We start from the raw sequence: 26,355 nt of genomic DNA on the forward strand, positions 1-26,355 counted from the left end.
AATGGCCGGATCTTGCGATCCGGCCATTCGGGTGGGCAGTGCCGGAACAGGCCGGCGTGGTTTCGGGTGTCAGATCGCCTGGGCCGGGTGGGCGTAGGAGATCGGCGACACCGCCGGATCCTCGTGGTAGCTGACCTCTTCCCACGCCGAGGCATCGGCGATCAGGGCGCGCAGCAGCTTGTTGTTCAACTCGTGGCCCGACTTGTGCGCGTGATAGGCGCCGATCAGGCTGTGGCCGAGCAGGTACAGGTCGCCGATGGCGTCCAGGATCTTGTGCTTGACGAACTCGTCCTCGTAACGCAGGCCGTCCTCGTTGAGCACGCGGTAGTCGTCGAGCACCACGGCGTTGTCCATCGAGCCGCCCAGCGCCAGGTTGTGCTCGCGCAGCATCTCGATGTCACGCATGAAACCGAAGGTGCGCGCGCGGCTGACTTCCTTGACGAAGGAGGTGGTGGAGAAGTCGATCTCGGCGCGCGAGGTGCGCTTGGAGATGATCGGGTGGTTGAAGTCGATCGAGAAGCCCACCTTGAAGCCTTCGAACGGCTCGAAGCTGGCCCACTTGTCGCCTTCCTGCACCTTGATCGGCTTCTTGATGCGGATGAAGCGCTTGGCCACCGGCTGCTCCTCGATGCCGGCGGACTGCAGCAGGAACACGAACGGTCCCGCACTGCCATCCATGATCGGCACTTCCGGCGCCGACAGGTCGACGTAGGCGTTGTCGATGCCGAGCCCGGCCATCGCCGACAACAGGTGTTCGACGGTGGCCACGCGCACTTCACCATTCATGAGCGTGGTGGAAAGGCGTGTGTCGCCGACGTTGTCCTGGCGTGCGCGGATGTCCACCGGCGGATCGAGATCCGTCCGACGGAAAACGATGCCCGTGTTCGGCGCGGCGGGACGCAAGGTCATGTAGACCTTGTCGCCCGTGTGCAAGCCGACACCGGTCGCCCGGATGATGTTTTTAAGCGTACGCTGCTTGATCATTATTGTTGGGACCCGTGGAGGCAGCAGCCAATCAGGAGCGGATGCTAACACAGTTTTAACCTGGGATAAAAGCAAACCGCACCGTACAGTCTGGTTAAGCCTTCATCTTTCTTTCATCCTTGGGAACTGGCGCACATTTGGCGCCCGCCAGCGCCGAAAGATAAGGAGCGAAGCCCGGGCCTGGGACGGGAATCCGGCCCGGGACATCGCTTCGGCACCGCGGCGACAAATCCGCGGCCCTGCCCCGCGCGCCCATCCCGGCGCACGGCATCGGGTGCCAACCAACCGCCGTCGCCGCAGCCATCGTCGCGCCATCGCGGACCTTGCAAACGGCCTGCCGCAAGGCAGCCATTCGTGAGGCAATGGAGTGACTGACCGACCCGGCGGGCGATCGTTCAACGCATCGACATGCTCCGCAATGCTCCTCAATCAGCCTGCCGGCGCAGGAATGCCGGAATGTCCAGGTAATCGAGGCCGGCATCGCCATGCTTGGCCGCTGCGCTGGACTCGGTCCGACCCTGCACCTCCGGCTGGGCATAGTCCACCACCTCGTTGCCGGTGCCGGTACGCAGCACCACCGGGCGCGGACGCATCTGCATCTGCTGGGTTTCGACCATGCGGATCGGCGGCTGGCTGCGCGAGGCATTGGCGCGGTTGAGGCCGGTGGCCACCACGGTCACGCGCACGTCGTCCTTCATGTCCGGGTCCAGCGAGGTGCCGATCACCACGGTGGCGTCTTCGCTGGCGAAGTCGTGGATGATGCGGCCGATCTCGTCGAACTCGCGCATGGTGAGGTTCGGACCGGCAGTGACGTTGACCAGGATGCCGCAGGCGCCGTTCAGGTTGACGTCCTCCAGCAGCGGGTTCTTGATCGCCGCCTCGGCCGCCGCCTGGGCGCGATCGTCACCGCGGGCGGTGCCCGAGCCCATCATGGCCAGGCCCATCTCCGACATCACGGTGCGCACGTCGGCGAAGTCGACGTTGATCAGGCCAGGGGCGGTGATCAGGTCGGCGATGCCCTGCACGGCGCCCTGCAGCACGTCGTTGGCGGCCTTGAACGCGTTGAGCAGGGTGACCTCGCGGCCGAGCACGCTGAGCAGCTTCTCGTTCGGCACGGTGATCAGCGAGTCGACGTGCTGCGACAGGTCCTCGATGCCCTTCAGGGCGACCTGCATGCGCCGGCGGCCCTCGAACGGGAACGGCTTGGTGACGACCGCGACCGTCAGGATGCCCTTCTCCTTGGCCAGCTGCGCCACCACCGGCGCCGCGCCGGTGCCGGTGCCGCCGCCCATGCCGGCGGTGATGAACACCATGTCGGCGCCTTCGAGCATCGCCTCGATCCGTTCGCGATCCTCCAGCGCGGCCTGCCGGCCGACCTCGGGATTCGCGCCGGCGCCGAGACCCTTGGTCACGTTGCCGCCGAGTTGCAGGTGGGTGCGCGAGCCGCAGTTGGTCATCGCCTGGGCATCGGTATTGGCGACGACGAACTCGACGCCTTCGATGTTGGCGTTGAGCATGTGCGCCACGGCATTGCCACCGCCGCCGCCCACGCCGATCACCTTGATGACTGCATTGGGTGCAAGTTTATCGATCAGTTCAAACATTTCCCGTCCTCCGTAGAGTTGTTGTCGTTTTAACCGCGGGGAGCGACTCCTGTCGGCCCGTGGTGGTGGGTGGATTTCCTTCCACCCGGGGCGGCAGCTCCTGCGCCGCCCGAAACCGCATTGCTAGAAATTCCGCGTGAGCCAGCCGCGCAGCTTGTCGACCATCCCGCCCATGCTGCTGCCCACCGGTCCGCCGACCCGCGCGCCGCCGGCGCGCGCGCCATGCAGCAGCAGACCTACGCCAGTGGCATGCAACGGACTGGAAACCACCTCGCCGAGACCCTCGACTTGCTGCGGCAGGCCGATGCGCACCATCTTGTGGAAGATCTCCTCGGCCAGCTCCAGCGCACCTTCCATCTTCGAGGCGCCGCCGGTAAGCACCACGCCGGCGGCGACCAGGCTCTCGTAGCCGGAGCGGCGCAACTGGTCCTGCACCATCTCGAAGATTTCCTCGTAGCGCGCCTGCACGCTCTGCGCCAGCGACTGCCGCGCCAGCCGGCGCGGCGGGCGGTCGCCGACGCTGGGCACCTGGATGGTTTCCTCCGCGTGCGCCAGCCCGGTCAGCGCGCAGGCGTACTTGATCTTGATCTCCTCCGCGTGCGCGGTGGGCGTGTGCACGCCGTAGGCGATGTCGCTGGTGACCTGGTCGCCGCCGACCGGCAGCGACGCGGTGTGGCGAATCGAGCCCTGGGTGTAGATCGCGATGTCGGTGGTGCCCGCGCCGATGTCGACCAGGCACACGCCGAGCTCGCGCTCGTCGTCGGTCAGCACCGCCTTGGCGCTGGCCAGCGCGGAAGGAACCAGCTCATCGACGGTGAGTCCGCAGCGCTGGATGCACTTGGAGATGTTCTGCACCGCGGCGGCAGCGCCTGTGACCAGGTGCACGTTGGCCTCCAGCCGCACGCCGCTCATGCCGACCGGGCGGCGGATGCCGTCCTGGCCGTCGATGCGGTATTCCTGCGACTCCTTGTAGAGCACCTTGCGGTCGGCCGGGATCGCCACCGCGCTGGCGGCCTCCAGCACCTGTTCCAGGTCAGCGGCGGTGACCTCGCGCTCGCGGATCGCCGCGTTGCCGTGCGAGTTGCGCGTTTCCAGGTGGCTGCCGGAGATCGAGGCGTAGACCGATCGGATGTCGCAACCGGCCATCAGCTCGGCCTCCTCCACCGCGCGCTGGATCGAGTGCACGGTCGATTCGATGTCGACCACCGAGCCACGCTTCATGCCGCGCGAGACGTGGGTGCCGATGCCGATCACGGTGATCGGCTCGCCCGGTTCGTACTCGCCGACGATCGCCACCACCTTGGAGGTGCCGATGTCCAGGCCGACGACCAGCTGCTTTTCATTGCGCGTTTTCATGGCGAGACAGTCATGAGCGGGGTGAACCTCCAGCCGGGGCGCCGGCCGCGTCGGGCCAGCGCACGGCAAAGCCGTTGGTGTAGCGAAGATCGGCGTAAACGAAGCCGTCGGCATGGCCGGCGATCAGCTGCGGGTAGACGTCGAGGAAACGATGCAGCCGGCGGCCGGCCTGCTCGCGGTCGCCGATCACGATGCGCGCGCCGCTGCCGGTGGTGACACTCCAGCTGCCGCGTTCGGTCAGCGCCACGCCATTGATGCGCAGGTGGGTGCCGGCAAACGCCTTGCTGACATCGGCGTAGAAGCTCACCACCTCGGCCAGCCGCGCATCCGGACCACTCAGGCCGGGCAAGGCGGTCAGCTGATCTACGCCGGGGGCGTCGAACACGCGGCCCTGGCGGCTGATCAGCTGCCTGTCATTCCAGCGCGCGAACGGCTGGCGCTCGTAGATGCGCAGTTGCAAGGTATCGGGCCAGCGCTTGCGCGCCTCCACCGACTCCACCCACGGCAACGCGGCGACAGCCTTCTGCACCGCATCGAGATCCAGCGCGAAGAAACCCTTGCCCAGTCGCGGCAGCACCGCCGTGCGGATCTCGGCAGCAGTGACGTGCTTGAACTCCGCCTGCACGGTCAGCTGGGTCACCGGCCAGCGATCGGCGGCAAACCACCCGCGCAGCAGCCCGACGACCGGCAACGCGACGAGCGCGATGGCCAGGCACCAGGCAGCGAGGCGGATGGGGCCTTTCATGGGGCGCCCCCCTCGGAGCCGCGGGCATGGGCAGAACCGGCGTTTGCGGAATCCCGAATCCCCAAACCCGAATCCCGAGCGAAGCTCGTCTCCAGCACACGCCAGCACAGTTCCTGGTAGTCGATGCCGGCGGCGGCGGCGGCCTTGGGCACCAGCGAGTGCGAGGTCATGCCGGGGGCGGTGTTGACCTCCAGCAGCCAGGGACGGCCGTTGCGGTCGCGCATCACGTCGACGCGGCCCCAGCCGGCGCAGCCCAGCGCGTCGAACGCAGCCAGCGACAGCACCGCCAGTTCGTCCGCCGCGGCACCTTCGGCACCGGGGCAGATGTACTGGGTGTCCTCGGCCACGTACTTGGCGTTGTAGTCGTAGAACGCTCCCTTGGGCACGATATGGATGCTCGGCAGCACCTGGCGGCCGAGAATGGCGACGGTAAGTTCGTCGCCCTCGATCAGGGTTTCCATCAGCAGATCGCCCGGATAGCGCTCGGCCAATTCGACCGCCGCGGCCAGGTCCTGCTCGGCGAACACCCGGGTCACGCCGACGCTGGAGCCTTCGCATGCGGGCTTGACGATCAGCGGATAGCCGATCCGCCGCGCCGCGGCGAGCACGTCCGCGCCACGCGGCAGCGCGGCGAAGGTCGGCGTGGACAGGCCCAGCGATTGCCACACGCGCTTGGAGCGGGTCTTGTCCATCGACAACGCCGAGCCGAGCACGCCCGAACCGGTGTACGGCACGTGCAGCGATTCCAGCGCACCTTGCAGCACGCCATCCTCGCCACCGCCGTGCTGGCCGTGCAGGATGTTGAACACACGCGCGAAGTGGCCCGCGCGCAGCGCGTCGAGCAGGGCCGGGATACCGTCGATCGCATGCGCGTCGATGCCGCGCGCGCGCAGTGCGGCCAGCACGTTGCGGCCGGAATCCAGCGACACCTCGCGCTCGGCCGAGCTGCCGCCCATGACCACCGCTACACGGCCGAACTGCGCGGGATCGGTGATGCGGGAGGTGCCGGGATTCGTGATTGCGGCCATCATGCGGCCCCCTTCGTCTTGAGTTGGCCGGCGTTCGCCAGCTCGACCGCCGCCGCGCCGATGTCGCCGGCGCCGAGCAGCAGCAACAGGTCGCCGTCGTGCAGCAGGCTGGGCAGGCTGGCGCGGAACTCGCGCGGATGCTCGACCAGCACCGGGTCGACCTTGCCGCGCGCACGCACGGCACGCGCCAGCGCGCGGCCGTCGGCGCCGGCGATCGGCGCCTCGCCGGCCGGGTACACATCGGTCAGCACCAGCACGTCGGCGTCGGCCAGCACGTTGGCAAAATCGTCCAGCAGGTCGCGCGTGCGGCTGTAGCGGTGCGGCTGGAAGGCCACTACCAGGCGCCGCTCCGGCCAGCCGCCGCGCACCGCCGCGAACACCGCCGCAATCTCGCGCGGGTGGTGGCCGTAGTCGTCGACCAGCAGCACGCGGCCGCCATCGATGGCGAGCTCGCCGCGCCGATGGAAGCGCCGGCCCACGCCCTGGAAACCCTTCAGTGCGGCGGCGATCGCCGCCACCTCGACACCGAGCTGCCAGCCGATCGTGGCGGCGGCCAGCGCGTTGAGCACGTTGTGCCGCCCGGGCAGGTTCAGCGTGACCGGCACGGCCGCCGCGCCATCGGGCAACTGCAGTTCGAAATGCATCTCGAAACCCTGCTGGCGCAGGTTCAGCGCGCGCACGTCGGCGTCCGCGCTGTCGATGCCGTAACGGATCACCCGGCGATTGGTGGCCTTGGCCAGCGCGGCCACTTCCGGGTCGTCCACGCACAGCACCGCCAGGCCGTAGAACGGCAGCCGGTGCAGGAAATCGGCGAACGCCTTCTTCACCTCGGCGAAGTCGCCGTGGTAGTTCTCCAGGTGGTCGGCGTCGATGTTGGTGATCGCGGCGATCACCGGCGACAGCAGCAGGAACGAGCCGTCCGACTCGTCCGCTTCGGCCACCAGGTACTGGCCGGTGCCGAGCCGCGCGTTGGCGCCGGCCGCATTGAGCTGGCCGCCGATCACGAAGGTCGGGTCGTAACCGGCCTCGGCCAGGACGCTGGCGGTGAGGCTGGTGGTGGTGGTCTTGCCGTGCGTGCCGGCGATCGCGATGCCGCGGCGAAAACGCATCAGCTCGCCCAGCATTTCCGCACGCGGGATCACCGGGATGCGCGCCGCGAGAGCAGCAGCCAGCTCCGGGTTGTCCGGCTTGATCGCGCTGGAGGTGACCACCACGTCGGCGCCGGCGACGTTCTCCGCGGCGTGGCCCACGTGCACGGTGAGGCCCAGCCGCTGCAGCCGCTGCACCGTGGGTGAGCCGGCACGGTCGGAACCGGACACCGCGTAGCCCAGGTTGTGCAGCACCTCGGCGATGCCGCTCATGCCCACGCCGCCGATGCCGATGAAATGCACCCGGCGAAACGTGCTCATCGGGTCCTGCTGGGCGGAGAGCCGGCTCATGCAGCCACCTCCGTGCAGGCGCGCGCGATCACCTGCGCCGCGTCGGGCTTGGCCAGCGTGCGTGCCGCTTCGGCCATGGCCAGCAGGGCGGTTCGATCGCCGAGCAGCGCAGCCAACCGCTGCGCCAGTTGTTGGTTGTCCAGTGCATTCTCCTGCATGATCTCGGCGGCGCCGACCGCCGCAAGCGCCTCCGCGTTGCGCGTCTGGTGGTCGTCCACCGCGTACGGAAACGGCACCAGCAAGGCGCCGAGCCCGGCGGCGGAAAGTTCGGCCAGGGTCAGCGCACCAGCACGGCAGACCGCCAGGTCCGCCCAGCCGTAGGCATCGGCCATGTCGTCGATGAAGGCCACCACGCGCGCTTCCACGCCGGCCTGCGCATACGCCGCGCGTGCCTCGTCGAGGCCACGACTGCCGCATTGGTGCAACACCTCGGGACGCTGCCCGGGTTCGAGTCGGGCCAGCGCCTGCGGCACCGCGAGATTCAGCGCACGCGCCCCAAGGCTGCCGCCCAGCACCAGCAAGCGTGGCGCACCCGGGCGATCGACCATGCGTTGCGCCGGCGGCGGCAGCGCGCCGATCACCGCACGTACCGGATTGCCGACCCACTGCGCCTGCGGCAGCACGCCGTCGAAGCCGGCCAGCACGCGGCGCGCCAATGCGGCCAGCTTGCGGTTGGTGAAACCGGCCACGCGATTCTGTTCATGCACCAGCAGCGGCCGCCGCAGCAGCCACGCGGCGAGACCGCCGGGGCCGGCCACGTAGCCACCCATCGACAGCACGCTGCGCGGACGCAGCCGCCGCAGCAACGCCAGCGAGGCAAGAAGCGCGCGCAGCAGCATCAGCGGCGCCAGCAGCCGGGTCTTCCAGCCTTTTCCGCGCAAACCGCCCACCGCCACCGTGTGCAACTCGATCCCGTGCGCCGGCACCACCCGCGTCTCCATCCCGCCGACCGCCCCCAGCCACGCCACCGGCACACCTTGCCCGCGCAGGCATTCGGCCACCGCCAGTCCCGGGAAGATGTGTCCACCGGTGCCGCCGGCCATGATGAGCACCGGTCGCGGATCGGCAAAAGCAGGCCGCGCCCCGCGCCGGTCTTCGCCCATTCCCGATTCCCGCGTCGCGGCGTTCATGCGGCCTCCGCCTCGCGCGGCGTCACCGCGGCATTCGCGTCGGCCACGGTCACGGCTGCCGGCATGCGCGTGGCCATCTGGCGGGCGTCCAGCGCGCGATTGATCTCGAAAGTGGCGCGCAGCAGCACGCCGGCCATGGCACAGGTGAGCACCATCGAGGAGCCGCCGTAGCTGATCAGTGGCAGGGTCAGGCCCTTGGTCGGCAAGGCGCCGAGGTTCACGCCCACCGACACGATCGCCTGCATCGCCAGCATCAGCGACACGCCGAAGGCCACGTAGCCGGCAAAGCGCTGGTTCACGTCGACACCCTTCAGGCCCATTTGCAGCCCACGCCAGACGGCGAGCGCGAACAGGCCGATCACCAGTACCACGCCGGCCAGGCCCAGCTCCTCGCCGATCACCGCGAAGATGAAATCGGTATGCGCCTCGGGCAGGTAGGAGAGTTTCAGCACGCTGGAACCCAGGCCCACGCCATCCCACTCGCCGCGGCCGATCGCCATCAGCGACTGGGTCAGCTGGAAGCCGTCGTTGAACGGGTCCTTCCATGGGTCGAGGAACGAGGTCAGCCGCTTCATGCGGTAGCTCTCGCCGGTCGCCGCGATGTACAGCAGCGGCATCAGCGGCAAGCCCATCAGGAACAGGAAGATCGGCCGCGCCCCGCCCAGCCAGACCATCGCGATGGTCACCGCAATCACCAGCGTGGCCGAACCGAAATCCGGCTGCGCCAGCAGCAGCAGCACGATGATGCCGGCCACGGCGATCGGCTTGATCAGGCCGAGGAAGCGGGTCTCCACGTTGATGCGGTGGCGCACCAGATAGCTGGCGATGTAGATCACCAGGATCAACTTCACCGCCTCCACCGGCTGGAACGTGGTCACCAGCAGGTTGAGCCAACGCCGCGCGCCGTTGATGCGCATGCCCAGGTGCGGCACGAACACCGCCAGCAGCAGCACGAATGCCAGTGCCAGCAACGGAAACGCAAACTTCTCCAGCAGCCGCAGCTCCGTGCGCATGGCCAGCCCGGCCGCGACCATGCCGATGCCGAGGAACACCAGGTGCCGGCGCAGGAAATAGAACGCGCCCAGCTCCTGGCTGTCCGCCACCGCGATCGAACTGGACGCCACCATCACCACCCCGAGGCTGGCCAGCCCCACCAGCGCAACCAGCAGCCACGGGTCGAAATGCCCCCGCGGGCCATTGCGACGACGAGCCTGGGAGGCGGCGTCAAACATTTGCTTGCTCCGCTGCGAGGGAATAGGAAATAGGGAATAGGGAATGGGAAGAGCATGCGGGCGCACGGTCGCGACGCACTGCGCGCTCTTTCCCATTCCCTATTCCCGATTCCCTATTCCCGGCTCTCATCAGCGCACCTTCAACGTGGCAAGACCGACCAGCACGAGGACGACGGAGATGATCCAGAAGCGCACGATCACGCGCGGCTCGGGCCAGCCCTTCAGTTCGAAGTGGTGGTGCACCGGCGCCATGCGGAACACCCGCTTGCCGGTGAGCCTGAAGCTGGCCACCTGGATCATCACCGAGGCGGTTTCCATCACGAACACGCCGCCCATCACCAGCAGCACGATCTCCTGACGCACGATCACCGCGATGCAACCCAGTGCCGCGCCGATCGCCAGCGCGCCCACGTCGCCCATGAACACCTGCGCCGGATAGGTGTTGAACCACAGGAAGCCCAGCCCCGCTCCGGCCAGCGCGCCGGTGACGATCGCCAGCTCGCCCGCGCCGGGAATCGCCGGCACGCCGAGGTACTCGGAGAACACCCGGTTGCCGGCCACATAGGCGAACACGCCCAGCGCGCCGGAGACCAGCACCGTCGGCATGATCGCCAGCCCATCCAGCCCGTCGGTGAGGTTCACCGCGTTGGAGAAGCCCACGATCATGAAGTAGGTGATCACCACGAAGAACAGCCCCAGCGGCACCACCACGTGCTTGAACAGCGGCACGTACAGCGCGGTCTCCGCCACGGTGGCGCCATGCACGGCGTGCGGCGCGGTGTAGAACAGGAACAGCGCCGCGCCGAGCCCGAACACCGACTGCCAGAAATATTTCCAGCGGCTGGCCAGACCGCGGCTGTCCTTCAGCACCAGCTTGCGGTAGTCGTCGTAGAAACCGATCGCACCGAAGCTCAGCAGCACGCCGAGCACCACCCATACGTAACGGTTGTGCACGTCGGCCCACAGCAGGGTGGCCACGGTGACCGAGAGCAGGATCATCACGCCGCCCATGGTCGGCGTGCCGGCCTTGACCAGGTGCGTCTGCGGACCGTCGCTGCGCACCACCTGGCCGGCCTTCAGCGCGGCCAGGCGGTTGATCAGCCACGGCCCGCACAGCAGCGACAGCGACAGCGCGGTGAGCGCAGCCATGATGGCGCGGAAGGTGATGTACTGGAACAGATGCAGGGCGGTGAAATGCCGCGCCATCCAGTCGGCCAGCTCAAGCAGCATCGTTCGCACCTCCGTGGGCGGGCGCGGCAATGAGCGCGGCCACCACCTGTTCCATGCCGGCCGAACGCGAACCCTTGACCAGGCAGGTGACGCCCGCGTGCAGCTGCGCGCGCAGCGCGTCGATCAGGGCCGGCTTGTCGGAAAAATGCTCGCCGCCAGCGCCGAACGCCTCCACCGTGGCCGCGCCCAGCGGGCCGACCGCGAACAGGCGATCGACGCCGCGCTCGCGCGCCCGCTCGCCGATGCTCGCATGCAGCGCACGCGCATCCGCGCCCAGCTCGGCCATGTCGCCCAGCACCAGCCAGCGTTCGCCGCCGGCCAGCAGCAGCGTGTCGATGGCGGCCGCCATGGAACCGGGGTTGGCGTTGTAGCTGTCGTCGATGACCGTCCAGCCGCCGACGGCAACCAGGCGGCGCAGGCGGCCGGCCACGCCGGAAACCTGCTCCAGCCCGGCAACGATGGTTTCCAGCGGCACCTGCAACGCCAGCGCCACCGCAGTGGCGGCCAGCGCGTTGGCGACGTTGTGGCGACCGGGCAGCGGCAAAGTCACCTCGGCCTCGCCTGCCGGCGTGTGCAGCATGAAGCGCGAACCGTCGGCGCGCAGTTCGATCGCACCGGCGCGCACGTCGGCCGGTTGCTCCAGGCCGAAACGCAGCGTCTTGCGCGCACCGGCGAGCCCGCCGAAGAAGCTGGCAAAGCTGTCGTCCGCGTTGATGATGGCAATGCCGTCGGCCGGCAAGGCCTGGTACAGCGCGCCCTTGGTTTCGGCCACGCCCTCGATGCTGCCCATGCGTTCAAGATGGGCCGGCGCGATGAGCGTGACGAGGCCGATATCTGGCCGTGCGATGGCAGCGAGATAGGCGATGTCGCCGGGCTTGCCCGCGCCCATCTCGAACACCGCGTATTCGGTGTCGCGCGGCATTGCCAGCAGGCTCAGCGGCAGGCCCAGTTCGTTGTTGTAGTTGCCGCTGCTGACGTGCGTGCGGCCATGGCGCGACAGGATCGAGGCGACCAGGGTCTTCACCGTGGTCTTGCCGTTGGAACCGGTGATGCCGACCACGCGCACGTCGCGTTGCGCGCGCACCGCGCTGGCCAGGTCGCCCAGCGCCACCTCGACGTCGTCGACGCGCAGCTGCGGCAGCGCGCTGTCGACCGGATGCGTCACCAGCGCCGCCACCGCGCCGCGGGCCAGCGCTTCGTCCAGGTAGTCGTGGCCGTCCACGTGCTCGCCCTTGATCGCCGCGAACAGTTCGCCCGGGCGCAGCTTGCGCGTGTCGATCGCCACGCCGGTGATCTCGGCCTGCTCCAACGTCGCGTCGCCGTCGAGCAGGCGACCATGCAGCCACATCGCGATGGCGCCCAGCCGCATCATGCGTGCGACTCCCGGCCCAGCCGGTCCAGCGCGGTGCGCGCCACTGCCAGATCGTCGAACGGATGCTTGCCGGTGGCGCCGTCCTGGTAGGTTTCGTGGCCCTTGCCGGCAATCAGCACCACGTCGCCGGCGCGGGCCAGCTCCAGCGCGTCGGCAATCGCCACCGCGCGATCGCGCTGGACCGCCATCGCCTTTGCGTCGGCCATGCCGGCCACGATTTGCGCCACGATCGCGTCGCCGTCCTCGCCACGCGGGTTGTCGTCGGTGACGATGGCGATGTCCGCCAGCCGCGCCGCGATCGCGCCCATCAGCGGGCGCTTGCCGGTGTCGCGTTCGCCGCCGCAACCGAACACGCAGATCAGCTTGCCCGCGCAATGCGCGCGCAGGGCGGTCAGCGCCTGCTCCAGCGCATCAGGCGTGTGCGCATAGTCGACTACCACCAGCGGCAGGCCGTGCCATCCGCCCAGCCGGTTCATCCGGCCGTTGACCGGCTGCAACTGCCCGGCCACCTGCACGATGCGTTCGAACGGTTCGCCCAGTGCGCCGAGGCAGGCGATCACGGCGAGCAGGTTGGCGACATTGAACCGGCCGAGCAGGTGGCTGTGCAGTGCGCGGCTGCCCCACGGCGTGCGCAATTGAAAGCTGAGCCCGCTGGCCGAAGTCACCACGTCTTCGGCGGCGACATCCGCCGCGCTCTCGCCGGCCGCGCTGAAGCGCAGCACGCGCAGGTTGTCGGGCAGCGTGCCGGCCAGTTCGCGGCCGAAGCCGTCGTCGCTGTTGAGTGCTGCCACGCGCAGGCCCGGCATCGCGAACAGCATGGCCTTGGCCGCGCCGTAGGCTTCCATCGAGCCGTGATAGTCGAGGTGGTCGCGGGTGAGATTGGTGAAGGCCGCCGCCTCGAATTCCACCCCGGCCACGCGCCCCTGCACCAGCGCGTGCGAGGACACTTCCATCGCCACGTGGCTGACGCCGGCATCGCGGAAGCGAGCCAGCAGCGCCTGCACGCTGATCGCGTCGGGCGTGGTGCGCTCGCCTTCGAGCAACTGGCCATGCACGCCGGCGCCCAGCGTGCCGATGGTCGCGGCGCGGTGGCCGAGCGCCGTCCAGGCCTGCGCCAGCAACTGCACGCACGAGGTCTTGCCGTTGGTGCCGGTGACGCCGACCACGCGCATCGACTCGCTGGGCCGGTCGTGGAAGCGCGCGGCGATCTCGCCCACCTGCGCATGCAGGCCATCGATCCACAGCACCGGCACGTCGAGCGCCGCGACATCCTCGGCCGGGGCTTCGGCCAGCACCACGCGGGCACCACGCTGCACCGCGTTGGCGGCGAACGCGATGCCGTGCGCGCGGCCGCCGCGCAGCGCGAAGAACGCATCGCCGCGGCGCACCTGGCGCGAGTCCAGGGTCATGCCGGACACCACCATGCGCGCCGCCGCCGGGTTTGCCGCCAGCTGAGCATCGGCGATCCCCAGCAGCAGCTGATCGAGGTGGCCGGTGCTCATGGCGTGCCCTCGTCGATCGGCGCGTCGTCGATCGGCGCCTCGACCGGCGGCTTGCTGCCCGCGAGGCCGCCGGCGCCCTGCAGCGGGCCGCCGACGTACCAGCGGCCGATGTTGTCCGGCGGCACGTCGAGCAGGCGCAGCGCACCGCTCATCACGCGCGAGAACACCGGCGCGGAGACCATGCCGCCGTAGTAGCTGCCCTTGCTCGGGTTGTCGACCACCACCACGCCGACCAGGCGCGGGTTGGTGGCCGGCACGATGCCGGCGAATGCCGCGGTGTAGCTGTGCTTGTCGTAGCCGCCGGCGTTGGCCTTGTGCGCGGTGCCGGTCTTGCCGGCGACCGCGTAATTGGCGATGCGCGCCTGCGGCGCGGTGCTGCCGGGGCCGGTCACGGTCTCCATCATCCCGATCAGCTCGTGCGCCACCTCGGGCGAGATGATCTGGCGCGAGGGCGTCTCCGCGCCCTTGATGAAGCTCGGGCCATGCATCAGGCCGTTGTCGGCGATGGTGGCGTAGGCGTTGGCCAGCTGCAGCACAGTGACGTTGAGGCCGTAGCCGTAGCCGAGGATGGCCTTTTCCAGCGGCCGCCAGTCGGCGCCGATGCGCAGGTAGCCGGAGGCTTCGCCGGGGAAGCCGCTGTTGGTGCTGTTGCCGAAACCGAAGGCGCGGTAGGTGTCGTACATCAGCGTGGTGTCCAGATCCATCGCGATGTGCGCCGCGCCCACGTTGCTGGACTTGGTGATCACGCCGGTCGGCGTCAGCAGGCCGTAGTTGTGCGTGTCGTGGATGTCGTGGCCCTGGAAAAACCAGTGCCCGCCGGTGGTGTCGATGATCGGGCTGGTGGGGGTGAACTTGCCGCTGGACAGCGCCGCGGCCATCAGGATCGGCTTGATCGTCGAGCCCGGTTCGAGCACGTCGGTCATCGCGCGGTTGCGGCGCTGGCCAGCGCGGCTGGAGTCGAGCGCGTTGGGGTTGTAGGTGGGCAGGTTGACCATCGCCAACACCTCCCCGGTATGCACGTCGAGGATCACCATCGAGGCCGAATCGGCCTGGAACTTGTCCACGGTGCTCTTCAGTTCGCTGTAGGCCAGGAACTGGATGCGCCGGTCGATGCTGAGGGTGAGGTTGCGTCCCGGCTTGGGCGCACGCACCTGCTCGACGTCTTCCACCACGTGGCCCATGCGGTCGCGGATCACCCGCTTGGCGCCGGGCTTGCCCGAGAGCCAGTCATCGTAGGCCAGCTCCAGCCCCTCCTGGCCGTGGTCGTCGATATTGGTGAAACCCAGCACGTGCGCGGTGACCCCGCCGGATGGGTAGAAGCGCTTGAACTCGCGCTGGCCGTTGATGCCGGGGATGCCCAGGTCCAGCACCGCCTGCGCGGCTTCGGGCGACATCTGGCGACGCAGATAGACGAACTCGCGGTCCGAGCGCTGGGCCAGGCGGCTCTTCAGCTCGTCCGCATTCACGCCCAGCGCGCGCGCCAGATCCGGGATGCGCTGGTCGTTGTCCAGCACCTCGGAGGGATTGGCCCAGATCGAGGTCACCGGCGTCGACACCGCCAGCGGCTCGCCATTGCGGTCGAAGATGGTGCCGCGCGAGACCGGGATCGGCATCTCGCGCAGGAAGCGCGCGTCGCCCTGGCGCTGGTAGAACTGCTTGCGTACCACCTGCAGGTCGAACGCTCGCGCGACCAGGCCGGTGGCGGTAAGCCCGAGCAGGCCGGCGACCAGATACATGCGCCGGCGCGCGCTGGGGCCGCTCGCCTGGCGGCGACCGCGTGCGGCTGGCTTGGCGTGTTTGCGCATGTCCATCAGCGCAGCAACCGGATGTCTTGCGGGCGCGGATCGACCATGCCCAGCTTCTGCCGTGCCTCGTCGTCGATGCGACGCGGCTCGGCGTAGGTGGCCTGCTCCAGTTCCAGGCGGCCGTATTCGATGTTGAGGTCGTCGCGCTGGTTCTGCAGCTGGGTCAGTTGCACGAACAGCACGCGGCTTTCGTGGCGCGTCCACACCACGCCCAGCGCGCTGGCCACCGCGGCCACCAGCAGGAGTGCGCAGATCACGGTGCTGATCAGCTTCACGCGGCGACCTCCCGCGGCAGCTTCTCGGCCACGCGCAGCACCGCCGAGCGTGACCGCGGATTGGCGGCCAGCTCGGCCTCGGACGGGAATTGCGCCTTGCCGATTGCCACCAACTGCGCCGGCGCCCCCTGCACTGGCGGTCCGCGACGACTGTTCTGCACGCGTCCGGAGTGGTCGCGGATGAACAGCTTCACCGCGCGATCCTCCAGCGAGTGGAAGCTGATCACCGACAGCCGCCCGCCCGGATTGAGCCGTTCCAGCGCGGCGTCCAGACCCTGCTGCAAGGCGTCCAGCTCGCCGTTCACGCGAATGCGCAGCGCCTGGAAGCTGCGCGTGGCCGGATGCTTGCCCGGCTCGCGCCGGCCCACCACGCGCTCGATCAGCGCGGCCAGCTGGCCGGTGCGGGTGAACGGGGTGGCGTCGCGATCGGCCACGATGGCGCGGGCGATGCGCCGGCTGTGGCGCTCCTCGCCGTAATTCCACAGCACGTCGGCAATCTCGCGCTCGCTGCCGTGAGCGAGGAAATCGGCGGCGCTCTCGCCCTGCGTGGTGTCCATGCGCATGTCCAGCGGCGCATCGGCCATGAAGCTGAAGCCCCGCGCGGCCTCGTCCAGTTGCGGCGACGAGACGCCCAGGTCGAGCAGCACGCCGTCGAGCCCGGCGGCGGTCTCGTCCCATTCGGCCAGGCTGGAGAAGTTGGCGTGGCGGATCGCCACCCGTGCGTCGGCGGCAAACTCGGCCCGCGCAGCGGCGATCGCGGCCGGATCGCGATCCATCAACAAGAGCCGGCCGGCCGGACCCAGGCGCGACAGCACCGCGCGCGCATGACCACCGCGCCCGAACGTGCCGTCCAGATAGCGCCCGTCTGCCTGCACGGACAATCCCTCCACCGCCTCGCCCAGCATCACCGGGACATGCTGCAATTGCACCGAGCGCACTCCCGTCCCATCCCGCATGATTCCGCCACGCCCGCGCCTGTGGATTACAGGCGCAGCTCTGCCATTTCGCTGGTGATCTCGTCTTCGCCGATGCTTTGGCGGATCTTGGCCAGGTGCGCCCGCTCGCTCCACAGTTCGAATTTGTTGCCCATGCCGAGCAGCACCGCCTTCTTCTCGATGCCGGTGGTGGCCCGCTGGCTGGCCGGCAGCAGGATGCGCGCGGCACTGTCGGGCTCGACCACGGCGGCGGCGCCGACCAGCTTCATCTGCATGTCGCGATGGGCCGCCTTGACCTTGGGCAGCTGGTTCACCTGATCGCGCACCTTCTCCCACTCGTCATGCGGAAACAGCCACAGGCAACCCGGTTCGAACGGGTTGTAGGTGACCACCAGACGATTGGCGCACTCGCCCGCCACCTGCTCCCGATACGCGGTCGGGATGGCCAGGCGGCCCTTGTCGTCGATGGTGATGGCGGTTTCGCCCTGGAACACGGTCAGCAGACTCCACTAAAACCCACGATTTCACACTGAAAGCCACGATAGTCTCGCCCGCTGAGACTGTCAAGCCGAAATTGCTTGTGAATCAAGGAGTAAAGGCGAAGTCTGAATGTATGTGCAGGATATTCTGAGGAAGGCCGACAAGGTGGTTGAAAGCAGGGAATTTTTTGCGGCGACCCTGCAGCCGGTTTGCGGCCGAGGCCAGCCGCTTGGCGCTTCCGCGCCCCCGTGACCGACGCACGCGGATGAATCGCCGTTCATCGGCACGCGCAGCCGACGCCGCGACAGGTCAGTCGCGGCGTCGGCGGTACGGAAAGAGGTGGAGTCGGCCTGTAAGCCGGGTTCTGTACGCCTTGCGGCGCGACAGTCATTCCTCTCGGCCAGGCGTCGCCGCCTGGCTCCAGCAACCTACCCGGGAACAACGCGGGCCGCGTTATCGTTCCCCTATTTGGTCTTGCTCCGAGTGGGGTTTACCGTGCCGTACGGCGTTGGCCCCGTACGCGGTGCGCTCTTGCCGCACCCTTTCACCCTTGCCTGATCCTCTTGCGAGGCCATCGGCGGTCTGCTCTCTGTTGCACTGGCCGTCAGCTCACGCTGCCCAGGAGTTACCTGGCACTCTGCCCTGTGGAGCCCGGACTTTCCTCGATGCGCTTGCGCGCGACGCGACTGCCCGGCCGACTCCGTGGCCAGTGTACTCGGTCGGGATGGGACGCGGCGCATCGGACGGGCACTGCCGGCGTTCAACACGGCACCCGATGGTTTTATCCGCCTCAGCGGGGCGGTCGCCGACACGCAGTGTTGGCATCGTCCGACTTTATTTTGAGCTCACATGTGCTGGGCAAATGCTGATACTTGACACCTCACAGAGGGGGGGTAGCGTTTTTGAACAGGGGATGAATTTGGAGTACCAATGATGAGGATTATCGAAATGGAATCTATGATTATTCCGAACAAGGTGAAAGCCATTGGCTTGATTCTGCTGCTTGTGTGCGGTGGCGTGAGTAATTCTGTATTTGCGGCATCGCCCATGCCTGGTGCATTTGGAGCGCACGGCACTGACCTCGCTGCAGCCATCCAAGCTCAATCTTCCTCCACCGGCTTCGAGCTGAATTACTTCCATGCCGAGAGGGCATCCAAGACTTACGCCATTCGACTTAAGAATGGATTAAGCGCTTCGTTTGACTTCCAGAACGGTACCGTCACACTAGTGGATGTTACGGGCAGCCAGTCAACGCTCCCGCTCGAGCGGGTTCTGCTGCAAGTCACGAATGGTAATGGCCAAGCAGCCAGCCAAATGTACGATCAAATGTATCAGTCCATCAGCGCCGCCAAGTCCGACGCGATCATGGTGCATGCAGGACCACGGAGTGCTAACGCCAACTTTCGTCCGTCGACTGGGGGGCTAAGGAACGTCAATCCGAGTTTTTTCTTTCCGCCACCACGCGATACGGGCGGGCTTGGCGACGACGACGGTTCTCTGTGGGCCACTCCAACCGGTGGCGACTGTTTCCCAATCCCTGGTTCATGCAACGAATGGGCGGGAGGCTTGTCAGACTGGGGCCCTGGTGGCATGTCAAATTGGGGTTCGTACGATCTATGGTGGGGTAGCGCATTCGGGGACGCCCCTCCAACAAGTCAGCCGCCGCGTCCAGACGGTTGCGCTCCGAACGACATAGATTGCATTCTCTATGAGCATGACCGACAGAACGCTTGCGACGATATGGGCACGGATAATTTGGCGCAAGGCGGAAATGACCTGGCAGCTGGCACAGCATGTGGGCTTGCCGAGACGGGTGTAGGAGCAGTGGTATGCGCTGCCGCGATCGTGCCGTTCGTGATCGGCTTGCACAAGCTGCACAAAGATACGGTGACATGCCACACCCCTTACCCAGGTCGCTAACTTGAACTCGTCACCGACGTCACTACTTAGGTATGGGGGCTTATGACGAATCAAAAGCAAATTCCGACGAAAGCCGATGACACGCAGTCGTCCAGTTGGCGTCATTATGCAATTTGGCTAGCATTGTCGGGCTCAGTGATCATAAACGGACTAGTGGCCTATCGGCGCCACCAGAGGGGCGAGGACTGGCTTTCGGCGTTTGGACTCACGCCCGATCCGGAACTTCTCCGGCTTGTCGGGGATGTCGGAGTTCCGATAGTCATGATCACGTTGATCATGCAACAAGTGCGGAGGCTGCCACCGAGCCGGGAGAAAACCGCGACGAGCTGGCTGGGTTGGTCACTCTTCGTCTTTCTGTTCGTGTGGTGGTTTCCTTTGCGCGAAATGCTTTTCGGACCATAGCATTGCCCAGGGGGGTCGTGATCTGGACCCAAGAAAAAGGGAAATGGAAAACGAGGAACCGATAATCGGAAAAGCGCTCAAGACTTGAACGGGTCTCTACCCTCTCCATCCCCTACTCTTGGTACAGAAGCTTGCGCGGTGCCCCGCTGATCGCCGCGGCCAGTTTCGCGGCCTTCGCCGGCGGCAGCTCCTCGCGCAGGATCGCGAAGACACGTCGCCCTTCGACCAATTTGGCGTCGGCTTCCTCACCACGCCCCGCGACCACGATCACATGCTCGCCTCGCTGCTGATCGGGGTCGGCGGCGACACGTGCCGCCAGCTCCGCCAGCGGCTCGCCCAGCACGGTTTCGAACATCTTGGTCAGTTCGCGCGCGAGCACGGCTTCGCGCTCGGCGCCGAACACGTCGCGCATGTCGGCCAGGCTTTCGGCGACGCGGTGCGAGGACTCATAGAAGATGATCGTGCGCGGCTCGCCGGACAGTTCCCGCAGCCGGCTGCGGCGCGCGGCGGCCTTGGGCGGCAGGAAGCCCTCGAACACGAAACGGTCGCTGGGCAGCCCGGCCACGGACAGCGCGGCAATCGCCGCGCAGGCGCCAGGCACCGGCGCGCAGCGGATGCCTGCCGCACGCGCCGCGCGCACCAGGCGAAAACCGGGATCCGAAATCAGCGGCGTGCCGGCGTCGGAAATCAGCGCCACTGATTCGCCGCCCTGCAGGCGTGCCACCAGCGCGTCCACCACCTCGCGCTCGTTGTAGTCGTGCAGGGCGACCAGCGGCGTGGCGACGCCGTGATGGAGCAACAGCGGGCGACTGTGGCGAGTGTCTTCGGCGGCGATCACGGCCACCGCGCGCAGCGTCTCGATGGCGCGGGCGGACAGATCGTCGCGATGCCCGATCGGCGTGGCCACCACCCACAGGCAGCCGGGTTGAACACGAGACATCGGGCACTCCATGAGCCGGCGGGACGATCGGCTATCATCGCGCATTGACGACCATGACGACCAAGGGATTTCCCATGCGCTTCATGCGCCTCGCGCGAGTCATCCTCACGGCCTTGCTGTTCGCGCTCGCATTGAATGCATGCGTGCCGACCGGCGCGGTGCGTTCGCCGGCGGAAATCGCCGCCGCGCAGCACGCCAGCGCGCTGGCGCAGCAGGGCCAGTTCGACCAGGCCGCCCAAGCCTGGCTGCAGCTTGCCGCGCAATCGTCCGCGCACGCAGACAGTTATCGCCTGCAGGCCGCCGAGGCGTGGCGCCAGGAAGGTCGGATCGAACAGGCCGCGCCGGTGCTGGACAAGATCCGGCGCGAGCGGCTGAGCGGCGACGAACCGCTGCGCCTGGACCTGCTGCGGGCGGAATTGGCGCTGGACCAGCACGACGCGCGCACCGCCCTGCGCCTGACCAGCCAGCCGAACGTGTCCGTGCCGCCTTCGCTGCAGCTGCGCCTGCTGGAACTGCGCGCCCGCGCCATGAAGGATTCCGGCGACCTGTGGGGCGCCGCGCGCACCCGCGTGCAGATGGATGCCGAACTGCAAGGCTTCGACCAGGCGCAGAACCGGCGCCAGGCGCTGGATCTGCTCGCCAGGCTCGGCATCGCGCCGCTGCAACACCGCGCCGCCGCGATGAAGCCCGGCGACCGCATGCTGCCGTGGATCAACGAGGCCCTGCGCCAGCTCGGTGTCAGCGTGGCGCAGCCGCAGCCGGAATTGCAGCAAGCGGTGGGCATGCTGCTGCCCGAAGCCGGCGCCAACGTGCGCGAAGGCTACAAGGTGCCGGCCCAGGTCGCCCTGCTGTTGCCGGCCGATGGCGACTACGCCGCCGCCAGCACACCGATCCGCCAGGGTTTCTTCGCCGCCTATTTCGATGCGGGCCGCAACCACGCGCCGCGGCCGACGGTACGCAGCTACAACAGCCACGGCACGGCCGACGGCGCGGTGCAGGCCTACCAGCAGGCGGTGCGCGACGGCGCCCGGCTGGTGGTCGGCCCGTTGACCCGCGGTGAAGTCGCGGCGGTGTTCGCGCTGCCGCAACTGCCGGTGCCGGTGCTGGCGCTGAACCACCCGGACGACCGCCAGCTGCCCGCCGGCAACGCCAGCGAGTTCGGCCTGCTGCCGGAAACCGAGGGCGCGCAGGCCGCCGACCACATGGCCGAGCGCGGCCTGCTGCACGCCTACGTGATGATCTCCGGCGACGACTTCGCGCAACGCGCGGCGAGCGCATTCAAGGCCGAGCTGATCTCCCGCGGCGGCGACGTGGTGGCCATGACGGTGCTGCCGAGCGGCGCCACCAGTTTCGCCGACGCGATCAAGAACCTGCAGTTGCCCACGGCCAGCGCGGCACCGGCGCCTGCCGCGGCGGCAAGCACCGCCGACGCCGCTACGGCGACGCCCGCCGCCCCCGCCGATACCGGCATCTTCATCAGCATGCGCCCCAACCAGGCGCGGCTGCTGATGCCGCAACTGCGCATCGCCCAGGTCCAGCTGCCGGTGTTCGCCACCTCGCACGTGTACGCCGGCAGCGACGACGCGCCAGCCAATCGCGACCTGGACGGCGTCGAGTTCTGCGACGCGCCCTGGCTGTTCGACGCGCAGCCCGGCCTGCCCGACCGTGCGGCGATCGCGGCGAAGCTGCCCGCCGCCCGCGATGGCGCCGCGCGCCTGTTCGCGTTCGGCATGGACGCGTGGAGCCTGGTGCCCTACCTCGACTGGCTGAAGGCGCATCCGGGCAGTTACATGCCGGGCGCCACCGGGCAGCTGGCCGCCGATCCGTTCGGCCGCATCCGCCGCGTGCTGACCTGGGCGAAGTTCGAGAATGGCGTGGCGCGCCCGCTCAGCGGCAACCTGCAGATCGACTCGGTACCTTCGCCGCCGGCGGCGGCGCCGGCGCCGGCCAGTTCCAGCGCCGACGCCAACCCCGCCGGCTGATGCGCGCGGCCGGCGACGACTTCGAACAGCGCGCCTGCGTCGCGCTCGAACGCGCCGGCCTGAAGCTGCTGGCGCGCAACTACACCACCCGCCACGGCGAACTGGACCTGGTGATGCGCGATGGCGACACCGTGGTCTTCGTCGAGGTGCGCTACCGCAAGAGCGCCAGCCACGGCGACGCCGCCACCTCGGTCACCGCAAGCAAGCAGGCCAAGTTGATCCACGCCGCGCAGCACTGGCTGGCCGCCCACCCGCAGCATGCGCGACGCCCGTGCCGCTTCGATGTGGTCAGCTACGACGGCCCGGTCGACGCACTGCAAAGGCAATGGTTGCGTGGTGCCTTCGAAGCGGGTTGAGTCCGGCGCGGTGCGATAATCGCGGCATGGCCCTGCCCGTCTCCCTGCTCGACACCCTGCGCGCGATCTTTCCCGGCGACGCGCTGGACAGCAGCGACGACGCCCTGCGCACCGCGGCGGGCGACTATTCGCGGCATGTGCACCGGCCCGACGTCGTGGTCTATCCCGCCACGCACGCGCAGGTGGAATCCCTGGTACGCGCCTGCCGCGAGCATCGCGTGCCGCTCACCGCGCGCGGCGGCGGCACCAGTTCCACCGGTGCTTCGGTGCCGCTGGCCGGCGGCGTGGTGGCGAATTTCCAGCGCATGGATCGTATCGTGCGCATTGCGCCGGGCGATCGCCTCGCGGTGGTCGAACCGGGCGTCACCAACGAGGCCTTGCAGCAGGCCCTGGCCCCGCACGGGTTCTTCTGGGCGCCCGATCCGGGCTCGGCACCGTGGTGCACGATAGGCGGCAATCTCGCCTGCAACGCAGGCGGACCGCGCGCGCTGAAATACGGCGCCACCCGCGACAACGTGCTGGGCTTGCGCGCCGTGGCCGGCACCGGCGCAGGTTTCGCGGCCGGCACGCACACCACCAAGGATTCCACCGGCTACGACCTCACGCGCCTGATCATCGGCTCGGAAGGCACGCTGGCGCTCGTCACCGAGGCCACGCTCAAGCTCACGCCCCGGCCCTCCGCGGTGCGCTCGCTACGCGCCACCTATCGCGACACGGCCAGCGCGGCGCAGGCGGTGGCGCGCATCATGGCGCAGCCGGTGACGCCCGCGGCGCTGGAATTCATGGACGCGCTGGCGCTCAAGCTGGCGCGCGACCACGCGCCGGACGCGGACGTGCCGCAGGCGGGAGCGCTGCTGCTGATCGAGGTCGACGGCACGCCGGAGACCGTCAGCTTCGCGCAGGACGCCGTGGCGCGCGCCGCGCGCGGCGAAGGCCTGATCGCGCTGGACATCGCGGCGGACGCCAGCGAAAACGCCGCGCTGTGGGCCGCACGCAAGGCGTTGTCGTTCGCCCAGCGTGCGGCGACCCAGCACAAGATCAACGAAGACGTGGCGGTGCCGGTGAGCCGTCTGCCCGAACTCGTCGCCGGGGCGCAGGCGCTGGCCGCCAAGCATGCAGTCCCGCTGGTGTGTTTCGGCCACGCCGGCAACGGCAACCTGCACGTGAACCTGCTGCCGCGCGACGTGGACGAGATCGAACGTGGCTACGCCGCACTGCCCGAACTGTTCGCGCTGGTGATCGCGCTGGGCGGCACGCTGTCGGGCGAGCATGGCATCGGCGTGGTGAAGCGCGACTACCTGCCGCTGGCGCTGGGCGAGTCGACCATCGCGTTGATGCGCTCGGTCAAGGCCGCGTTCGATCCGGATGGCATCCTCAACCCCGGCAAGGTGGTTTGAGGGCCGGTAATGGGGAACAGGAAACAGGGAATGGAGAAGACGAAGAAAAGGCCAGGCCTGAGGCAGCAGCAGCACGCCATGGATGCCCTGCTGGCGGAGATCCGCTGCGGCCACACCTGCGCGATGCAACAGCCGCCGGGGCGGCGGCCGGTGCTGCAGGCTTCCGTGCGGTCGCGCCTGCTGATCGTCAGCCAGGCGCCGGGGCGCAAGGTGGAGGAGAGCGGCATCCCCTTCGATGACGTCAGCGGCGAACGCCTGCGCGACTGGCTGCAGATCGACCGCGACACGTTCTATGACGCCGAGCGCGTGGCGATCGTGCCGATGGATTTCTGCTATCCCGGCAAGGGCAGGAGTGGCGACCTGCCGCCGCGGCCGGCATGCGCCGCGATCTGGCATCCGCGCCTGTTTTCGTTGCTCACCGGCGTGCAACTGACGCTCGCCATCGGGCAGTACGCGCAGGTGGGCATGCTCGGCGACGCACGCGATGCCACCCTCACCGACACCGTACGCAACTGGCGCACGCACCTGGCCCGCGGCGTGCTGCCGCTGCCTCATCCGAGCCCGCGCAACCGGCCGTGGGTGATGCACAACCTGTGGTTCGAAGCCGAGTTGCTGCCGGTGCTGCGCGAGCGCGTCGCGGGCGCGCTGAACACCGTCCCCGAACCAGGATAGCCCGCAGGAGCCCGCTCGCGGGCGATGCTTTTGGGGCCGGATCAGGGATTCGCAATTCGCAATTCGCAAAGGCGAGAGCAAGGGCATCGCCCGCGAGCGAGCTCCTACGGGCGGCGCGACGGCTTCCGTTGCAACGTGCCTTGCCGGTTTCCGGGGGATTCTCTAACCTGCCCCGCTACGACATCGTGGCCACGGGGCCGACCCCGGCCTTGCAGGGGAACCCTCGTCCATGAGCCTCAAGCTCCGCCTCACCGTACTCAATTTCTTCCAGTACTACATCTGGGGCGCGTGGCTGCTGACCATCGGCACCTGGTGGTTCCAGAACCAGCACTGGTCGGGTACCAGCTTCGGCGCGATCTTCTCGACCATGGGCATCGCCTCGCTGTTCATGCCCTCGCTGGTCGGCATCGTGGCGGACAAGTGGATCAATGCCGAACGCCTGTACGGCATGCTGCAGATCTGCGGCGCGGTGGTGCTGTTCTCGATCCCGCACGTCACCGATCCGGAACAGATGTTCTGGGTGATGCTGCTGAACATGTGCTTCTACATGCCCACCATCTCGCTGGCGATCACGGTGGCCTACAACGCGCTCAAGCAGGATGGGCTCGACGTGGTCGTCACCTACCCGCCGATCCGCGTATGGGGCACGATCGGTTTCATCGCCGCCACCTGGACCACCAGCCTGCTCGGCTTCAAGGCCTCGCCCGCGCAGTTCCACGTGGCAGCGGCTGCTTCGCTGCTGCTGGGCCTCTACGCCTTCACCCTGCCCAAGTGCCCGCCCAAGCTGGGCGCCGCCGAGGGCCGCAGCCTGGTCGACAGGCTCGGCCTCACCTCGTTCGTGCTGTTCAAGAACCGCAACATGGCGGTGTTCTTCATCTTCGCGATGCTGCTGGGCGCGGCGCTGCAGCTGACCAACGCCTACGGCGACGCCTTCCTCAGCGACTTCGTCAAGGTGCCCGAGTACGCCAACCTGCTGGCGGTGAAGTACTCGACCATCATCATCTCCATCTCGCAGTTCTCCGAAACCGCGTTCATCCTGACCATCCCGTTCTTCCTCAAGCGCTTCGGCATCAAGGCGGTTATGACGATGAGCATGCTGGCCTGGGTGCTGCGCTTCGGCCTGTTCGCGTTCGGCGACCCGGCCGGCGGGCTGTGGATGATCGTGCTCTCGTGCATCGTCTACGGCATGGCGTTCGACTTCTTCAACATCTCCGGCTCGCTGTTCGTGGAAAGCCAGGCCGACCCGAAGATCCGCGCCAGCGCGCAGGGCCTGTTCATGCTGATGACCAACGGCGTGGGGGCGGTGCTGGGCAGCCTGATCGCCGGCTTCGTGATCGACCATTTCTTCACCGACCACACCTGCAATGACACGGTGCTGATCTGCAAGGACTGGCACGGCATCTGGCTGGCCTTCGCCGGCTACTCGCTGGTGATGGCGCTGCTGTTCGTGCCGCTGTTCAAGCACCGGCACGACCGCGCCGCCGCGCAACGGGTGGTGCCCACGCACTGATCCGGCGGCGGCCGGTCACGGATTGTTATTGCGAATCATTTTCATTTACCATGCGCCTC

Annotated in this window: 22 protein-coding genes and 1 other RNA gene; 6 read left to right on the forward strand and 17 right to left on the reverse strand. The window is 68.1% G+C overall.

Annotation, left to right across the window (positions count from 1 at the left end):
* Positions 1-69: 69 nt before the first annotated feature.
* The 16 genes from lpxC to rnpB form a co-directional block, all read right to left on the reverse strand.
* Positions 70-984 (reverse strand): UDP-3-O-acyl-N-acetylglucosamine deacetylase, encoded by a 915-nt coding sequence (gene lpxC / locus ACVCMB_RS08655; protein WP_395120094.1) that lies wholly within the window; start codon positions 982-984, stop codon positions 70-72.
* A 425-nt stretch (positions 985-1,409) separates the two neighbouring features.
* Positions 1,410-2,588: a cell division protein FtsZ gene (ftsZ, locus tag ACVCMB_RS08660; protein ID WP_395120095.1), complete on the reverse strand. Its 1,179-nt coding sequence runs from the start codon at positions 2,586-2,588 to the stop codon at positions 1,410-1,412.
* 123 nt (positions 2,589-2,711) lie between these two features.
* Positions 2,712-3,944: a cell division protein FtsA gene (ftsA, locus tag ACVCMB_RS08665; RefSeq protein WP_447098155.1), complete on the reverse strand. Its 1,233-nt coding sequence runs from the start codon at positions 3,942-3,944 to the stop codon at positions 2,712-2,714.
* 10 nt (positions 3,945-3,954) lie between these two features.
* On the reverse strand, positions 3,955-4,689 hold the full coding sequence (locus ACVCMB_RS08670; protein ID WP_395120097.1) for a cell division protein FtsQ/DivIB: 735 nt from the start codon (positions 4,687-4,689) through the stop codon (positions 3,955-3,957).
* On the reverse strand, positions 4,686-5,720 hold the full coding sequence (locus ACVCMB_RS08675) for a D-alanine--D-alanine ligase (protein ID WP_447106668.1): 1,035 nt from the start codon (positions 5,718-5,720) through the stop codon (positions 4,686-4,688). The genes ACVCMB_RS08670 and ACVCMB_RS08675 overlap by 4 nt, the downstream gene beginning before the upstream one ends.
* Positions 5,717-7,156: a UDP-N-acetylmuramate--L-alanine ligase gene (murC, locus tag ACVCMB_RS08680; RefSeq protein WP_447106669.1), complete on the reverse strand. Its 1,440-nt coding sequence runs from the start codon at positions 7,154-7,156 to the stop codon at positions 5,717-5,719. The genes ACVCMB_RS08675 and murC overlap by 4 nt, the downstream gene beginning before the upstream one ends.
* Complete coding sequence (gene murG, locus ACVCMB_RS08685; protein WP_447107152.1) at positions 7,153-8,259, reverse strand: undecaprenyldiphospho-muramoylpentapeptide beta-N-acetylglucosaminyltransferase; 1,107 nt, start codon at positions 8,257-8,259, stop codon at positions 7,153-7,155. The genes murC and murG overlap by 4 nt, the downstream gene beginning before the upstream one ends.
* 23 nt (positions 8,260-8,282) lie before the next feature.
* Complete coding sequence (ftsW, locus tag ACVCMB_RS08690) at positions 8,283-9,518, reverse strand: putative lipid II flippase FtsW (protein ID WP_447106670.1); 1,236 nt, start codon at positions 9,516-9,518, stop codon at positions 8,283-8,285.
* Between the two features lie 129 nt (positions 9,519-9,647).
* Entirely contained in the window at positions 9,648-10,748 is a 1,101-nt protein-coding gene (gene mraY, locus ACVCMB_RS08695; protein WP_395120100.1) for a phospho-N-acetylmuramoyl-pentapeptide-transferase, read from the reverse strand.
* The gene (locus tag ACVCMB_RS08700) at positions 10,738-12,120 is read right to left on the reverse strand and encodes a UDP-N-acetylmuramoyl-tripeptide--D-alanyl-D-alanine ligase (protein WP_447106671.1); all 1,383 of its coding nucleotides are present in this window, start codon (positions 12,118-12,120) and stop codon (positions 10,738-10,740) included. The genes mraY and ACVCMB_RS08700 overlap by 11 nt, the downstream gene beginning before the upstream one ends.
* Positions 12,117-13,622 (reverse strand): UDP-N-acetylmuramoyl-L-alanyl-D-glutamate--2,6-diaminopimelate ligase, encoded by a 1,506-nt coding sequence (locus ACVCMB_RS08705; protein WP_447106672.1) that lies wholly within the window; start codon positions 13,620-13,622, stop codon positions 12,117-12,119. The genes ACVCMB_RS08700 and ACVCMB_RS08705 overlap by 4 nt, the downstream gene beginning before the upstream one ends.
* The gene (locus ACVCMB_RS08710) at positions 13,619-15,433 is read right to left on the reverse strand and encodes a peptidoglycan D,D-transpeptidase FtsI family protein (protein ID WP_447106673.1); all 1,815 of its coding nucleotides are present in this window, start codon (positions 15,431-15,433) and stop codon (positions 13,619-13,621) included. The genes ACVCMB_RS08705 and ACVCMB_RS08710 overlap by 4 nt, the downstream gene beginning before the upstream one ends.
* Entirely contained in the window at positions 15,433-15,693 is a 261-nt protein-coding gene (gene ftsL, locus ACVCMB_RS08715; protein ID WP_395121244.1) for a cell division protein FtsL, read from the reverse strand. Before ftsL ends, ACVCMB_RS08710 begins: the two co-directional genes overlap by 1 nt.
* 5 nt (positions 15,694-15,698) lie before the next feature.
* Positions 15,699-16,658 (reverse strand): 16S rRNA (cytosine(1402)-N(4))-methyltransferase RsmH, encoded by a 960-nt coding sequence (gene rsmH / locus ACVCMB_RS08720; protein WP_447106674.1) that lies wholly within the window; start codon positions 16,656-16,658, stop codon positions 15,699-15,701.
* 26 nt (positions 16,659-16,684) lie between these two features.
* Entirely contained in the window at positions 16,685-17,131 is a 447-nt protein-coding gene (gene mraZ / locus ACVCMB_RS08725) for a division/cell wall cluster transcriptional repressor MraZ (RefSeq protein WP_447106675.1), read from the reverse strand.
* A gap of 323 nt (positions 17,132-17,454) precedes the next feature.
* Positions 17,455-17,819: RNase P RNA component class A (rnpB, locus tag ACVCMB_RS08730), an RNA gene on the reverse strand.
* 246 nt (positions 17,820-18,065) lie between these two features.
* Here rnpB and ACVCMB_RS08735 point away from each other — a divergent pair.
* Entirely contained in the window at positions 18,066-19,037 is a 972-nt protein-coding gene (locus ACVCMB_RS08735; protein WP_395120106.1) for a hypothetical protein, read from the forward strand.
* A gap of 514 nt (positions 19,038-19,551) precedes the next feature.
* Here ACVCMB_RS08735 and rsmI read toward each other — a convergent pair.
* Complete coding sequence (gene rsmI, locus ACVCMB_RS08740) at positions 19,552-20,379, reverse strand: 16S rRNA (cytidine(1402)-2'-O)-methyltransferase (RefSeq protein WP_395120107.1); 828 nt, start codon at positions 20,377-20,379, stop codon at positions 19,552-19,554.
* A gap of 74 nt (positions 20,380-20,453) precedes the next feature.
* Between rsmI and ACVCMB_RS08745 the strand changes: the two genes are divergently transcribed.
* The 5 genes from ACVCMB_RS08745 (at position 20,454) to ACVCMB_RS08765 (ending at position 26,296) form a co-directional block, all read left to right on the forward strand.
* Positions 20,454-22,361, forward strand: coding sequence for a penicillin-binding protein activator (locus ACVCMB_RS08745; protein ID WP_395120108.1), 1,908 nt, complete (start codon positions 20,454-20,456; stop codon positions 22,359-22,361).
* Positions 22,361-22,717, forward strand: a complete 357-nt coding sequence (locus tag ACVCMB_RS08750) for a YraN family protein (protein ID WP_395120109.1) — start codon at positions 22,361-22,363, stop codon at positions 22,715-22,717. The genes ACVCMB_RS08745 and ACVCMB_RS08750 overlap by 1 nt, the downstream gene beginning before the upstream one ends.
* A gap of 26 nt (positions 22,718-22,743) precedes the next feature.
* Positions 22,744-24,114, forward strand: coding sequence for an FAD-binding oxidoreductase (locus tag ACVCMB_RS08755; RefSeq protein ID WP_447106676.1), 1,371 nt, complete (start codon positions 22,744-22,746; stop codon positions 24,112-24,114).
* Between the two features lie 78 nt (positions 24,115-24,192).
* Positions 24,193-24,786 carry a uracil-DNA glycosylase family protein gene (locus ACVCMB_RS08760; RefSeq protein WP_395120111.1) on the forward strand — a complete coding sequence of 198 codons (594 nt, stop codon included), beginning with the start codon at positions 24,193-24,195 and terminating at the stop codon, positions 24,784-24,786.
* A 229-nt stretch (positions 24,787-25,015) separates the two neighbouring features.
* A complete protein-coding gene (locus ACVCMB_RS08765; RefSeq protein ID WP_395120112.1) occupies positions 25,016-26,296 on the forward strand; it encodes a nucleoside permease in 1,281 nt (426 codons plus the stop codon).
* The last annotated feature ends 59 nt before the right edge of the window (positions 26,297-26,355 follow it).

The organism is Rhodanobacter sp. UC4443_H10, from assembly GCF_052978325.1.

Coding starts and splice junctions, on each gene's coding strand:
- lpxC (WP_395120094.1), bottom strand. CDS start 984: ATGATCAAGCAGCGTACGCTTAAAAACATCATCCGGGCGACCGGTGTC.
- ftsZ (WP_395120095.1), bottom strand. CDS start 2,588: ATGTTTGAACTGATCGATAAACTTGCACCCAATGCAGTCATCAAGGTG.
- ftsA (WP_447098155.1), bottom strand. CDS start 3,944: ATGAAAACGCGCAATGAAAAGCAGCTGGTCGTCGGCCTGGACATCGGC.
- ACVCMB_RS08670 (WP_395120097.1), bottom strand. CDS start 4,689: ATGAAAGGCCCCATCCGCCTCGCTGCCTGGTGCCTGGCCATCGCGCTC.
- ACVCMB_RS08675 (WP_447106668.1), bottom strand. CDS start 5,720: ATGATGGCCGCAATCACGAATCCCGGCACCTCCCGCATCACCGATCCC.
- murC (WP_447106669.1), bottom strand. CDS start 7,156: ATGAGCCGGCTCTCCGCCCAGCAGGACCCGATGAGCACGTTTCGCCGG.
- murG (WP_447107152.1), bottom strand. CDS start 8,259: ATGGGCGAAGACCGGCGCGGGGCGCGGCCTGCTTTTGCCGATCCGCGA.
- ftsW (WP_447106670.1), bottom strand. CDS start 9,518: ATGTTTGACGCCGCCTCCCAGGCTCGTCGTCGCAATGGCCCGCGGGGG.
- mraY (WP_395120100.1), bottom strand. CDS start 10,748: ATGCTGCTTGAGCTGGCCGACTGGATGGCGCGGCATTTCACCGCCCTG.
- ACVCMB_RS08700 (WP_447106671.1), bottom strand. CDS start 12,120: ATGATGCGGCTGGGCGCCATCGCGATGTGGCTGCATGGTCGCCTGCTC.
- ACVCMB_RS08705 (WP_447106672.1), bottom strand. CDS start 13,622: ATGAGCACCGGCCACCTCGATCAGCTGCTGCTGGGGATCGCCGATGCT.
- ACVCMB_RS08710 (WP_447106673.1), bottom strand. CDS start 15,433: ATGGACATGCGCAAACACGCCAAGCCAGCCGCACGCGGTCGCCGCCAG.
- rsmH (WP_447106674.1), bottom strand. CDS start 16,658: ATGCGGGATGGGACGGGAGTGCGCTCGGTGCAATTGCAGCATGTCCCG.
- ACVCMB_RS08735 (WP_395120106.1), top strand. CDS start 18,066: ATGGAATCTATGATTATTCCGAACAAGGTGAAAGCCATTGGCTTGATT.
- rsmI (WP_395120107.1), bottom strand. CDS start 20,379: ATGTCTCGTGTTCAACCCGGCTGCCTGTGGGTGGTGGCCACGCCGATC.
- ACVCMB_RS08745 (WP_395120108.1), top strand. CDS start 20,454: ATGCGCTTCATGCGCCTCGCGCGAGTCATCCTCACGGCCTTGCTGTTC.
- ACVCMB_RS08750 (WP_395120109.1), top strand. CDS start 22,361: ATGCGCGCGGCCGGCGACGACTTCGAACAGCGCGCCTGCGTCGCGCTC.
- ACVCMB_RS08755 (WP_447106676.1), top strand. CDS start 22,744: ATGGCCCTGCCCGTCTCCCTGCTCGACACCCTGCGCGCGATCTTTCCC.
- ACVCMB_RS08760 (WP_395120111.1), top strand. CDS start 24,193: ATGGATGCCCTGCTGGCGGAGATCCGCTGCGGCCACACCTGCGCGATG.
- ACVCMB_RS08765 (WP_395120112.1), top strand. CDS start 25,016: ATGAGCCTCAAGCTCCGCCTCACCGTACTCAATTTCTTCCAGTACTAC.